Source organism: Synechococcus sp. Cruz CV12-2-Slac-r, assembly GCF_024346075.1.
GTDB lineage: Bacteria > Cyanobacteriota > Cyanobacteriia > PCC-6307 > Cyanobiaceae > Synechococcus_D.
Genome location: NZ_JAGQEK010000045.1, coordinates 1 through 12,010 on the forward strand (window position 1 = coordinate 1; position 12,010 = coordinate 12,010).

Annotated in this window: 16 protein-coding genes and 2 tRNA genes; 6 read left to right on the forward strand and 12 right to left on the reverse strand. The window is 49.3% G+C overall.

Features of this window, described 5'->3' with window-relative positions; all coding sequences use genetic code 11:
* The 6 genes from KB557_RS05380 to KB557_RS05405 form a co-directional block, all read right to left on the reverse strand.
* The coding region (locus tag KB557_RS05380; RefSeq protein WP_255132036.1) for a cell division protein SepF at positions 1–429 on the reverse strand (429 nt) is incomplete at its 3' end.
* 80 nt (positions 430–509) lie between these two features.
* Positions 510–1,151 carry a YggS family pyridoxal phosphate-dependent enzyme gene (locus KB557_RS05385; protein WP_255132038.1) on the reverse strand — a complete coding sequence of 214 codons (642 nt, stop codon included), beginning with the start codon at positions 1,149–1,151 and terminating at the stop codon, positions 510–512.
* Positions 1,152–1,154: 3 nt separating this feature from the next.
* Positions 1,155–1,421: a PipX family protein gene (locus KB557_RS05390; RefSeq protein ID WP_255132040.1), complete on the reverse strand. Its 267-nt coding sequence runs from the start codon at positions 1,419–1,421 to the stop codon at positions 1,155–1,157.
* A 25-nt stretch (positions 1,422–1,446) separates the two neighbouring features.
* Positions 1,447–2,313 (reverse strand): energy-coupling factor transporter transmembrane protein EcfT, encoded by an 867-nt coding sequence (locus KB557_RS05395; RefSeq protein WP_255132042.1) that lies wholly within the window; start codon positions 2,311–2,313, stop codon positions 1,447–1,449.
* The gene (gene der, locus KB557_RS05400) at positions 2,313–3,674 is read right to left on the reverse strand and encodes a ribosome biogenesis GTPase Der (RefSeq protein WP_255132044.1); all 1,362 of its coding nucleotides are present in this window, start codon (positions 3,672–3,674) and stop codon (positions 2,313–2,315) included. The genes KB557_RS05395 and der overlap by 1 nt, the downstream gene beginning before the upstream one ends.
* 17 nt (positions 3,675–3,691) lie before the next feature.
* Positions 3,692–4,063, reverse strand: coding sequence for a DUF1823 family protein (locus tag KB557_RS05405; protein WP_255132046.1), 372 nt, complete (start codon positions 4,061–4,063; stop codon positions 3,692–3,694).
* A 196-nt stretch (positions 4,064–4,259) separates the two neighbouring features.
* On the opposite strand from KB557_RS05405, the gene dusB reads away from it, so the two are divergent.
* Positions 4,260–5,186: a tRNA dihydrouridine synthase DusB gene (gene dusB, locus KB557_RS05410; protein WP_255132048.1), complete on the forward strand. Its 927-nt coding sequence runs from the start codon at positions 4,260–4,262 to the stop codon at positions 5,184–5,186.
* A gap of 19 nt (positions 5,187–5,205) precedes the next feature.
* Positions 5,206–7,200 (forward strand): glycosyltransferase family 2 protein, encoded by a 1,995-nt coding sequence (locus tag KB557_RS05415; RefSeq protein WP_255132050.1) that lies wholly within the window; start codon positions 5,206–5,208, stop codon positions 7,198–7,200.
* On the opposite strand, the gene KB557_RS05420 is transcribed toward KB557_RS05415, so the two are convergent.
* Positions 7,156–7,785 carry a DUF4079 family protein gene (locus tag KB557_RS05420; RefSeq protein ID WP_255132052.1) on the reverse strand — a complete coding sequence of 210 codons (630 nt, stop codon included), beginning with the start codon at positions 7,783–7,785 and terminating at the stop codon, positions 7,156–7,158. The two genes, KB557_RS05415 and KB557_RS05420, sit on opposite strands and share 45 nt — an antisense overlap.
* Positions 7,782–8,528 (reverse strand): SAM-dependent methyltransferase, encoded by a 747-nt coding sequence (locus tag KB557_RS05425; protein WP_255132054.1) that lies wholly within the window; start codon positions 8,526–8,528, stop codon positions 7,782–7,784. The genes KB557_RS05420 and KB557_RS05425 overlap by 4 nt, the downstream gene beginning before the upstream one ends.
* A 69-nt stretch (positions 8,529–8,597) precedes the next feature.
* Here KB557_RS05425 and KB557_RS05430 point away from each other — a divergent pair, with 69 nt between their 5' ends.
* Positions 8,598–9,161 carry an acireductone dioxygenase gene (locus KB557_RS05430; RefSeq protein WP_255132056.1) on the forward strand — a complete coding sequence of 188 codons (564 nt, stop codon included), beginning with the start codon at positions 8,598–8,600 and terminating at the stop codon, positions 9,159–9,161.
* Positions 9,162–9,178: 17 nt separating this feature from the next.
* On the opposite strand, the gene KB557_RS05435 is transcribed toward KB557_RS05430, so the two are convergent.
* From KB557_RS05435 to aroQ, 3 genes are read right to left on the reverse strand one after another with little or no spacing between them, the layout of a single operon-like run.
* Positions 9,179–9,931 (reverse strand): phosphatase PAP2 family protein, encoded by a 753-nt coding sequence (locus tag KB557_RS05435; RefSeq protein WP_255132058.1) that lies wholly within the window; start codon positions 9,929–9,931, stop codon positions 9,179–9,181.
* A gap of 3 nt (positions 9,932–9,934) precedes the next feature.
* Positions 9,935–10,561, reverse strand: a complete 627-nt coding sequence (locus KB557_RS05440; RefSeq protein WP_255132061.1) for a tRNA-(ms[2]io[6]A)-hydroxylase — start codon at positions 10,559–10,561, stop codon at positions 9,935–9,937.
* Complete coding sequence (gene aroQ, locus KB557_RS05445) at positions 10,558–11,001, reverse strand: type II 3-dehydroquinate dehydratase (RefSeq protein ID WP_255132063.1); 444 nt, start codon at positions 10,999–11,001, stop codon at positions 10,558–10,560. Before aroQ ends, KB557_RS05440 begins: the two co-directional genes overlap by 4 nt.
* Positions 11,002–11,070: 69 nt before the next feature.
* On the opposite strand from aroQ, the gene KB557_RS05450 reads away from it, so the two are divergent.
* The 3 genes from KB557_RS05450 to KB557_RS05460 all read left to right on the forward strand — a co-directional run bounded on the left by KB557_RS05450 (position 11,071) and on the right by KB557_RS05460 (position 11,568).
* Positions 11,071–11,152: transfer RNA gene (locus tag KB557_RS05450), tRNA-Tyr, on the forward strand.
* A 6-nt stretch (positions 11,153–11,158) separates the two neighbouring features.
* Positions 11,159–11,230 (forward strand) — tRNA-Thr (locus tag KB557_RS05455).
* Between the two features lie 50 nt (positions 11,231–11,280).
* Positions 11,281–11,568: a hypothetical protein gene (locus KB557_RS05460; protein WP_255132065.1), complete on the forward strand. Its 288-nt coding sequence runs from the start codon at positions 11,281–11,283 to the stop codon at positions 11,566–11,568.
* Here KB557_RS05460 and KB557_RS05465 read toward each other — a convergent pair.
* Positions 11,562–12,010 (reverse strand): DUF475 domain-containing protein (locus KB557_RS05465; protein WP_255132067.1); only part of this gene is annotated, 449 nt, incomplete at its 5' end. The genes KB557_RS05460 and KB557_RS05465 overlap by 7 nt on opposite strands.

Sequence of the window (12,010 nt, forward strand, 5' to 3'; positions counted from 1 at the left end):
GGTTACACAGCTAGGTGCAAACAAAAAGATGCTTTCCCCCACCCGTTCCTGATGGCCGTCTATTGCAAAGGTGCCACCGGCAACAAAATCAACCGCCCTTTGGGCTTGATCTGGTTCCATCATCGTGAGATTGATGATGATTGTTTTGCGCTCACGCAAAGCTTGAATCGCTTTGGGCATCTCATCAAAACTGCGCGGCTCCATCACCATCACCTCCGCTGCACTGGAAGATATCCCAGGCATACCAATCACATTGGAGCCAATGAAGCTATCGCCTAGATCGAATTGATTAGCCATTGATAAAGAACCACCTCTTGGGGCTGGCTCAGCTGAATCCACAGACTCATCGTATTCAAGATCGTCGTCGTAATCGGAATCCAGGTAGTCGTCTCCTGTAACAACCGATTTCAGGCGCGAGAACAACGACACCGTCTGAACCCCATAGGACGTGATGCTCTTAGATAGCGCCCCTTGGCTGCAGTTGCAAGCTCTTGGTTACGTTTTGAGGTTTAAACGCGGGCGTTGAACAGGCCACTGCCCACTCGCACCAGCGTGCTGCCTGCAGCCACAGCAAGGGGCCAATCGTTGCTCATTCCCATTGAACAACCAGGTAATCCAAGTTCTTTTGCAAGGCTGGCCCCCTCTTTAAAAACTTGATCTAGCTCCCGGTTGTCTAAAACCTGCGGTGGAATCAACATCACCCCTTGCCAGCAAACACCAGGCAGTTTTTCGAGTTCGGGCCATTGCTGACGCAAAGATAAGAGCTGAAATCCACCTTTATTTGAATCTTGGCGTAATTGAACCTGGGCATAAAGCTGAGGTGTAAGCCCTTCTTCTATGGCAATACGGCTAATTCGTTTTGCCAGCTCGCTACTTTCAACGCTGTGAAGAGTACTAAAACGAAGTAATACAGCCCGCACTTTATTATTTTGTAATTTTCCAATGAAATGCCAATCAAGGTTAGTTAGATCAGCGAGCAGTTCTTGTTTCGCTTGAGCTTCCTGCAAACGGCTTTCGCCAAAACTACGCTGGCCCATTTCATACAAAAGCCTTATATCAGTTGCTGCTTGCCCTTTGCTCACCGCCAGCAGTTGCACAGAAGCTGGCAATTGCTGACGCAAGCTCCGGTAACGCTGCTGCAACAACTCCACGGTTTATATAAAAGTTTGTTCAAATAATTTCTGCCATAAAGGCAGATCTACTGAACGATTACGGCGCTCTTTTAGTAAATTTTGCTCCGCTAAATAGCGTGCATCTAGCAGTGGCATCGATTCAAAATTTGCACCACGGGCGTGATGGCTAACCCGGAAGAACATGCGCTGCGCATAAAGGGTTGCATACACTTCCTGGGCTTCACCAGCAGGGCACACTCGATATAACAAACCAAAAGTTGGATGGTTTAAATAACGTTCAGCGCTCACAGGGGCTTACTCCTTAAGAAGATCGTTAGAAGCCGCCAAAACGCATTCGCAGCGCCAGAAGCATCAGCAAAGCCGAAAGGCCCAATCCATCCAACCAGATCAAGGGAACACGGGGCACCCTTAATGCGCTTGGCGCACGCCAAAGCTCGCTGCGGGCCATCAAGGCGTCTGCCCCTTGCTCTGCCCTCAACAAAATATTGGCCAGCAATCTTTCAGCCACTGCTAAAACCAAAGCCAGCAGTTGTTTCCAGCCAAGTTGGCGCAGATTTAAGGCGCGGGTGGCAACGCCACGCAGGAGATTTTGCAATTCCTCTTGCACAAGCGGCACAAACCGCAGGGCTAACAGCAGCTGGAAGCCAAGTTTCTGAACAGGCACCCCAAAGCGCTCCAAAGGTTGCATCAAGGCGCTCATACCCCAAGCCAGCTCCTCTGGGGCCGTGCTTACCAGCAGCAGATTGGCGCTGTGCATCAAGGTAAAAAGCAAGGTGCCAGTGTTTAAGCCCAATTCAGCCGAACGTTTCGTTACTTTCAGGGGCCCCACCTGCAACAGCACCCAGGCCGGCGGCGGCGGCAGCAGGGAGTTTTCAGGGGGGCTCTGCAGTGGTAACGGCCGTTCAGGGCCGCTGGGTAAAAGCGCTGCTAATAAAGCAATCGCAACGCACAAAGCCAGCAAGGTGGGCAAGCTGCGCTGCCAAATCCGCCAGGCAATGCCGCTGCAAAAAGTTAACAACAGCAGCAAAGCCACTAAAGCGAGCCGCCATAACGGACCAGCCAAAATTGGCGTAAGTAGAAAAGCCAAACTCCAAAGAAACTTCAAGCGAGGATCCAGCTGTCGCAACCAACCGCGGCCAGCAACGTATTGACCAATCGGTAGCTGTCGCAGCCAGTCCATCAACGCTCAGCTGCTTTTGATTGATCCCGTTCTGCATCCCGTTGCTGCTTTCCACGCCAAAACAAGCGCAGGGGAGATCCTTCAAAACCAAGGCCCTCTCGAATCTGGCGTTCCACATAACGGCGATAAGTATCACCAAACAACTTGGGATCGTTCACAAAAAGAGTGAAGCTTGGCGGACGCACCGCCACCTGGGTGCCGTAGTAAACCTTGCCTTGACGGCCTCCGCGGGTGGTGGGAGGGGTGCGCCAGCTGAGGGCCTCCTGGAGCACTTCATTCACAACTGAGGTGCTCACTCGGCGCCGATGCTGTTCCACCGCAAGTGCTGCTAGGGGGAAAATACGTTCTACCCTCTGGCCAGTAAGGGCTGAAATAAACAACATCGGAGACCACTCAAGGAAGTAAAGCTTTGAGCGCAGCTCCTTCTCCATGGCAGGAAGGGTGTGACTGTCTTTTGAAATCAAGTCCCATTTGTTAACTGCCACCACGCAAGCGCGGCCATCTTCTTCTATGCGGCCGGCAAGGCGTTGATCCTGCTCTGTGACCCCCTCCTCCGCATCGATCACTAGAACGCACACGTCACTGCGATCGATCGCCTTGAAACTGCGGTTGATGCCAAAGAATTCAGGGCCATAGGTAACGCTGCGGCGACGGCGAATACCTGCGGTATCAAGCAATTTCCAAGTTTTGCCCTCCCGCTCAATCGTTGTATCGATGGTGTCGCGGGTGGTGCCGCGAATTGGGCTCACAATTGCTCGATTTTCGCCGCAAACGGAATTAAGAATGCTGCTTTTCCCAACATTTGGTCTACCGATGATGGCCATTTGAATCGGTTCTTCAAGGCCTTCTTGCTCAGGGGTAGAGGGCAGAAAAGTAATTACTTTGTCGAGTAATTCTGCAGTGCCGGCCCCATGAATAGCGGAAACCGGATAGGGCTCACCAAGGCCGAGGGTCCAAAATTCAGCCGCCATTGCTAATCCTTGATCTGGCGACTCACATTTATTTACCGCAAGCAACACTGGGCAATTCTGATGGCGCAACCATTCAGCGATGGTTTCATCAGCAGCTGTAATGCCGTATTGGCCATCAACGATAACTACAGCCACAGCAGCTTCTGCCATCGCTAGTTTTGCTTGCTCGCGGATTTCTGGTAAAAACTCGCTGTCGTCGTTAAATACAAGTCCGCCTGTATCCACCACTTTAAAAGTGCGATCACCCCAAAAGCCCTCCTGATAGGTGCGATCGCGAGTTACCCCAGGCTGATCATGAACAATGGCGTCACGGCTGCGGCAGAGCCGATTTACCAGGGTGGATTTACCCACATTTGGACGCCCGATGATTGCTACCACCGGTAGAGCCACGGCTGTTGTCCTCTTATTTACTTATTTATTGACCCTACAGGCCCGTCTTTTGTTTTACGCCATGCCAATAACCAACTTACGGCGGTTGCTCGTCGGGTTAGGCGGGGTACCAACTGGTTTATTTGATATCCCTTAAATCCAAGCTCCTCTTTTAACAATTGCTTATATGCAGTTGGTATTGATCTGGTAAGCATCACTGTTGGGGCACGTTCTGCAATGAAATCCGGCGCGATCGGATAGGCCTTGCTCCATTCTGGTGGAGTTGCGGGTCCGGCTTGCCAAACCAGATCCGCTGCTTGCAGATAACCCAAACGCTCCCAAATCAATTCACAAACGAGGTGATCCTCAAGCCCCCCATCAAGAATCTGCCAGAGCAACTCATCTTTCATAGCAATTTGATAACTGTGTGCATTCCTCTCTATAGATTAAGCTATTGACCATTATCACCCTTGGTTCAGCAATAAGAGCCTACTAATTAAAACTAAAATCGTGGCAATGAAAATGCTCAATAATTCAAATAACTCAGCAGCATTACAGAATTCATCCACCAAATCAAGCAACCTTTTCAAGAAAGAGCCTCCGCTGGTGTTGCAATCACCTCTATCGGGGGTGAGCGATCGTTGTTTTCGGCAGTTGGTGCGGCGTTGGGCGCCGGATGCATTGCTTTTCACCGAAATGGTGAATGCCACAAGCCTTGAATTGGGTTTCGGGCGTTACAAGGTAGAGGAATTAGCCGATGAGATTGGCCCCGTAGCGGTGCAGTTGTTTGATCATCGCCCCACTGCCTTAGCGGAGGCTGCCCGTCGGGCGGAAGCAAGTGGTGCGGTGCTAATCGATATCAATATGGGCTGCCCGGTTCGCAAAATCGCCCGTAAAGGAGGCGGCAGCGCCTTAATTCGCAGCCCTGATTTAGCGGCCAAAATTGTAGAAAGCGTTGCAAATGCAGTGAAGCTGCCGGTAACTGTAAAAACCAGATTGGGTTGGTGCAATAGCTCTGCCAACCCACTGGGCTTTGCCTTACTGCTTCAAGAAGCAGGAGCCCAGCGGCTTTGTTTACACGGCCGCACCCGGGAGCAGGGCTTTAAGGGCAAAGCCGATTGGCATGCGATCGCTGCAGTACGGCAGCAATTGCGAATACCGGTAATTGCCAACGGCGATATCACGAGCCCAAATGATGCCCTGAATTGCCTTGCAATTACTGGTGCTGCTGGGGTAATGGTGGGTAGGGCCAGCATGGGCGCCCCCTGGCTGGTGGGAAGGCTGCAGGCGGTGTTGAACGGTGCCCCTGATCCTGGTGAACCCACAAGCTATGAACGCCTAACTCTTGCCCGCGATCACCTGCAGATGTTGCTTGCTGAGAAAGGAGAACACGGCTTAATGATTGCCCGAAAACATTTAAGTTGGACCTGCATAGGTTTTCCTGGTGCGCCCCAACTACGCCATGCCTTGATGCGGGCCGCCACAGCAGAAGCAACCCAATCTTTGTTAGAAGAAGCGCAAAAGCAGTTGTAATTAAAACAACTAACCCCAAGTGACTGCATTTATTTGGCTTTTACTGATTTGGCCTTTGTGGTTAAGCAGGCGGCCAGAGGCCAGCCGTCCTATTTGGATGCGTCGCAGCTTGATGTTGCTTTTGGCCTTGCTAAGCGTGAGATATCTCTACTGGCGATTTACTGCAAGCCTCAACCTCAGCACCCCGATAGCTGCAGCTTTGAGCTTGTTATTGCTCGCCGCAGAAGCTTGGTTGTTAATAAGCGGCTTAATACCAATTTTGCTTTCCTGGCGCAACTACAACGATGGTTTTGCGGCTGCAAACCAAGCCGAAATGCAATGGCAAAAAAGTATGTGGCGCCCTTGGGTGGATGTGTTGATCCCCACCTGCGGCGAACCATTACCAGTGCTTGAACGCTGCCTACAGGGTTGCAGCGATCTCAATTATTTAAATCGCACAATTTGGCTTCTCGATGATTCAGGACGGATTGAGGTGAAAGAATTAGCCCTTAAATACGGCTGCAATTACAAACACCGCCTTGAACGTGTGAATGCCAAGGCAGGCAATCTCAATTCCGGCCTTGCTGTTGCAAAAGCTGAACTAGTGGCGGTGTTTGATGCTGATTTTGTGCCGCAACAACATTTTTTGAATCGCTGCATTGGCTTATTACTGCCAGCAGATGTGGGGTTAGTGCAAACACCACAAAGTTTTTTAAATGCCGATCCAGTGATGCGCAACTTAGGTATGGAGCGTTGGCTGCTGCCTGATGAAGAAAGTTTTTATCACTGGATTGAGCCGGTGCGAAGTGCTTGGGATGCAGTGGTGTGTGCTGGCACTTCATTTGTAGTGCGCCGCAGCGCCCTAGATGAAGTTGGTGGTTTTGTTGAAACTGCAATTTCGGAAGATTTTGTTACCGGCACTGCCATCGCTGCTAAGGGTTGGCGCGTTCTTTACAACGCCGAAAAGCTAAGCGCTGGGCTTGCCGCAGAAACGATGCTGGATTTTGTGCGCCAACGACAACGCTGGGCAGCAGGCACTCTTCAAGCTTTGCGATTACCCCAAGGTCCGTTGCGGGTATCAGGGTTGAGCTGGCAACAGCGCTTTGTTTTTTTAGAGGGTGCTTTGCATTGGTTCAACACAGTGCCAAGGCTGTTGTTGCTGTTGATGCCCCTGAGTATTGGCTTGCTTGGGGTGGTGCCGGTGCAATTCACAACAGATGCGTTAATTAATAAACTTCTGCCCCTTTGGCTTTGCTTACTTTTTAGCGTGGGATGGCTAAATCGCGGTAGTCGCCATGCGTTGCTGGCAGAATTACCCGGCTGGGCGCTTGCGATTCCGCTTGCCAGCACGGTGTTAATGAGCCTATGGGGCAAGGTATTACCTTTTCGCATTACACCAAAACATAGGGTTCGCAAAAGGGGGGGCATTTCATTGGTATTAGCTCTGCCTTTACTGGCATTGATCTTGTTGAATATGCTCAATTTGAGTTCAATAATTACAAGCATTAGCCGGGGCCAGCTTGATTCAGGGCTTGGCTTGGGCTTGTTATGGGCTGGCCTAAATCTGCTCGCTTTATTTGTAGCATTGAGGGTTTGCTGGGATCGCCCCTGCCCGGATCCAACCCCTTGGTTGCAACTAAACCTTAAAGGCTGGCTAATTAATACTGCCGGCCGTAAACAAAATGTACAGGTTGTTGCAATAAGTGAAAAAGGGGCGGAATTAAGTTGCCAAAAGCCATGGCAAATTGGCGCTGATTGGAAACTTTTGCTGGATCCCGCTTCACTTAATGGTGTTTCTCTGCCAGCAATTGCGGTAGAAGAATTATTTCTAGCGCCAGGGCCAAAGCTGAAGGTGCAATGGGAAAAGAGTGAAATTATTGAAATTATTGAATTGAAACGTTGGTTATTCGGCAGAGCTGGCGCCTGGCCTAATCGACAAGCACCGCCAGAGTGGCAAGCATTTTTTGCCTTGATCAGCCGGCTGCTGTGGTTACCAAAGCAAATTTCTAGTGCCGGTAATAGCAGCCACCGCTAACAACAAAGCCACCAACACGTTGCTTGTTACATGCAAACGCCGCATTCGAATTGAATTTTGGATTTCAGGCCTTGCCGCCAACGAAAAAAGCAATAAGCCTGTAAGCAATACACCGATCCAATAGTGAGAACTCCAAAAAGAAGCATTGAATGGATTATCACTAACGCGCCAAATTTCAGGTTCGCTACCTAGCCCAAGTAAACCAGCCCAGCAAAGAAGCGCAAAAATAGCCCTTAAAGCCGGCTTTTTTACAACAGACAATGCAACAACAGCGATAAAGCTGCCAGCTGCCACCAGCAATAGCAGTGCTAAGCGCAGCACACCACCAGTAAATGGTTCTGCCGGTTCAAACCAATTTTTTAGAAAGGAATAAACAAAAGCTATCAATACAGTGAAAACCACTGCAACAGTGAGCCAGCGGCCATGGTCTGAATGTTCAACAGGCACCGCCGCCAACTGGTTTGTGATCCCTAAACGCCGCTCTCGCACCAATAAACCAAGCCTGATCGTTGCCCCCACCACCGGATAAACAAACAGGATCATCAATACCGGATGCAGTAGCGAGAACCAATTAATTGCAGTCAAGGGAGCACCTCAGGCCAGCTTTGGCGAATTAATAACAAGGAGAAATATGGTTTTTCTGCTGCTGGCACTTGATCAGCAGTTGCCAGCAACTGATCAGGCCAACCAACCCTCTGGGCAAATAAACTTGTATTTAATAGCCCGCGAACCTCCAGCAAAGGTTGCAACCAGATCCAGCGCTGGCCGAGTTTTAGTAATGCAAGCACCGTGCCAGAGGCCTTTGCTTGATCAAGCAATATCTCCATCTCCTCAACATTGTTCGGTGTGGATTTAATTAATAACCCCTCCTGCTGCAAAGCCAAAGGCCATGCCATCCCCAAGCTTGTTGCAGCTGCTGCTGCAGCTGCTGCAACGGCCGTTATGCCTGGAATAACGGCTGTGGGGCAGTTGGGATAACGCTGAGCCAAATCAAGCAACACATAAGAACAACTAGCAAATAATGAAGCGTCCCCTTCGCAAAGCAGCACCACCTGTTCACCAGTTGCTACTAACGCTGATAACTCATCTGCGGCGTAACGCCACGCCATTTGCCGCGGCTCCGCTGCTGCCACCATCGGAAACAAAAGAGGCCGATGGCTTTGCTGATTTTTTAGCCATGGGCTCGCAATTCGCGCTGCCATACCCTCTGCCCCTTGCTGAGCAACCGGATAAGCCACAACAGTTGCTGCTTCAATAGCGCGCACAGCAGCCACTGTTAGAAGATTTGGATCACCTGGCCCCACCCCCACAAGGGTTAACCCTGCCATGCCACTCAAAGCAAAGAAACTGCAAAACCCTTTCTAAACTGCAGCAAAGTAATAAACCAGAGGAGCACCATGAGCCATCTCACCATCTTCCGCCATTGCGCCACAAGTAAAACCGCAAACCAGCCAATTTTGAAAAGTGCGGTGCCAGACGAAATAAAAAACTACCTAGCGGAAAGAGGCATCGGGTTTGAACGTTGGCCTGCCAAGGTAGATCTAGGCAAAAATGCAAGTTCTACTGAAATCTTGGCGGCCTACAGCCAGGAGATCGCGGCAACACAAACAAAAGGTGATTACCCCGTAGTAGATGCTATTCGGGTTACACCAGATCATCCCGATCGGATTGCATTACGCCAAAAATTTCTATCTGAACATATCCATGCAGAAAATGAAGTACGTTTTTTTGTAGAGGGCCGCGGTTTATTTTGTTTACACATAAACGATGAAGTTTTACAGGTTTTATGTGAACAAGATGACTGGATAAGTGTGCCAGCTGGCACTAAACATTGGTTTGATATGGGTGAAAATCCAAATTTTAGCGCGATTCGCTTTTTTAATAATCCCGATGGCTGGGTAGCAGAATTTACAGGTAATCAAATTGCCACCGGATACCCTTTACTAGAAGTTGATAATTAATATTAAAATAAAGTTATTTAATCTGTTAACAAGGGCAGACCAGCTGGCGGCGCAACCATAAGTTTCTGCAGTTCTGGTTTGAGCTGCTCTTTAAAACTTTTCCATTGAGCAGATGCAATCACATCTTTAGATATTGCTATTGCCAACCTCTGGCTAGCGAGAACATCACTTGGGTAATGAACACCGCAATAGTTGCGCGCGTAACCTCCCTGTAATCCCACCTGCTCCAATCTTTCTGCTCTAGCTGGTAACAAATCAGTTAGCAATAAAGATGTGGCTGCGTACCAAGTAGCGTGCCCGCTCGGGTAAGACCAAGTTGATTCAAGTGGCAGGCATGGTTGGAATTCTTTAAAGCTCACATAAGGCCTTGGTCTTGCTACTGCATCTTTTAGTTGATCTTTAATATTATCAATTTCTTTTAAAAAAGCCGGTAATCCTTTAAATAAACCGGGAGCAGCCTTTGCTAGATCAGCTCCAACGGCTGCATCAAAACTACTTAAGTTACGGTAAAGAAACCGCCAGCTATGCACCACACCCTGCGGATAACGCGTGCGTTGGTTCCAGCGTAAAATTGCTAAATCGTTTGCTTCCTCAGCGCTTCCTGATGAAGGTGGATTACCAATTATAACTTTATAATTTTCAGCGGAAAGCTTCATCCCAGCAGCTGGATTTTGCTCCACTAATTTTTGTTCCTGCCCCAAGCCTGGAGCTGGAGTTGCGATCAAACCAGCGCCAAGCACAAATGCAGTTAACAGAAGGGGGATTTGCATTGCTTAAAGAGAATTAACACCAAAAGAATGAAAACGTAAATCCTCAGGCTTGGCCAGTTCACCGATCAGAGCGTTGCTTTCAGCGGATGCAAGTTCTTCTAAACGGGGAATAATCACCTGCCGCGGCCAGTAGCGTTCACAGAGAAGCCAATAAAGACCAAAATGACGCGCTTCGCTGGCTAATAATTCACGGTATAAATTACTTAATTCTTGATCTGGATGGTGGCTTGCAAGAAGTGCCATCCGCTCGTGGCTGCGGGCTTCAATTAAACCGGCAACAAGAAATGCATCTAATTGCCGTAGTGGTTCCTGTTTACGGATCAGGCTCATCAAGCTTGCTCCGTAGGGAGGAGCTCGCAATGGGCGCAAAGCAATACCCCGCCTTTGAAGCAAGGCCAAAACCATATCAAAATGCATCAACTCCTCCTGAGCTAAGGCACTCAAAACTTCCGCTAATGCTTCATTAGAGGGATAGCGAAACATCAATTGCAGCGCAGCACCTGCCGCTTTACGTTCGCAATGGGCATGATCAATTAATAATTCCTGCGGCCGAGCGATTGCCTGCTCCAGCCAGCTATTACTACTGGAATTCACCAGCCAACGAATTGGTGTAATAGCGGCAATTGTCACTGAGTTTTAGCGCTTAAATGTGCCACCATCCCATCAAGCGCCAAAAAGTAACTGCTAGCTCCAAATCCACTTATCACTCCTATCGCCTTATCAGCTAGGTAGGAATTATGGCGAAATTGTTCCCTGGCGTGCACATTGCTCAGATGAAGCTCCACATAAGGCAACGCCACCGCAAGCAGGGCATCACGCAAAGCAATAGAAGTGTGGGTGTAGGCGCCCGCATTGATCAAGATCCCATCAAATTCACCCCTAGCAAGCTGAATTTGATCCACCAAGACCCCCTCTTGGTTGCTCTGCACACAACTGAGCGCCGCCCCATATCCATCAGCTCGCCGCCTTAATTCAACGTTGATCTGCTCCAAACTGAAGCTGCCATAAAGCCCCGGTTCACGGCTTCCCAACAGGTTTAAATTCGGCCCGTGCAGTACCAAAATCCGCATGGCAACAGTCTTTTTTTAATAAGCGTAGGCGCGGGGGTAGTGCACTGGTAAATTCTTTGGGTGTGATGCGGGTCGGTGCCCGAGTGGTTAATGGGGGCGGACTGTAAATCCGCTGGCTCTGCCTACGTTGGTTCAAATCCAACCCGGCCCATCACACGCCCTTGTAGCTCAGCGGTAGAGCACTCCCTTGGTAAGGGAGAGGTCACGAGTTCAATTCTCGTCAAGGGCTTAATAATTGAAATTAAATCTCTTCAAGGTTAGAAGTAATACAATTGGCAAATGGAAACTTTCTTACTTGCTTTCAGCCTGATTGCTCAAGCATGCACCTGTGCCTGCAATCCGCCAACTGTTGGCTATCAAAGCAACACTGGAAGTTGCATTTGCCCCTGCCAAGTGCAAACTGAACCCTTCTTAAATATTGATAGTTTAACTGGCCCCAAGGGGCCCGGCCCCTATGAATCTCCATCAAGCTGGAATGCACCAAACTGGGGAATAAATAACGATTACGGTGGCTTTGGCTGGGGTGGATGGGGTGGATGGGGTGGCTGGCCAGTGGATTTCTATTGAATTGAAACATTGCGGCGCTGGCGCAAGGAATCAAACAATGCCAATAGAAGTAACACAACACCAATTAAGCCACTCAGCCATTCAGGTAGATGCATATGCCATTGCTTTAAAAGAATTCCAGATAACATAAGCAGCCCCAAGGCGCCGATGGCATAGTGAGCGCCATGCTCTAAATAAACCAAACTATCTAGGGCTTTTTCGCGGCTCAACATCAGCGTTAGAGAGCGAATAAACAGGGCCCCTAAACCCAAGCCAGTAAGAATTAAAGGTAAATTAGTAGTAATTGCAAATGCACCAATAGTGCCATCCAAGCTAAATGAGGCATCTAGCAATTCCAAATAAAGCAAACTTGCTAAACCACCCCCTGCTGCTAAACGGCCTGCCGCTTCCTCCTCACTGCCAAAGGCTTCCGCTATTGATGTGCTTAATAATTGCAATACCA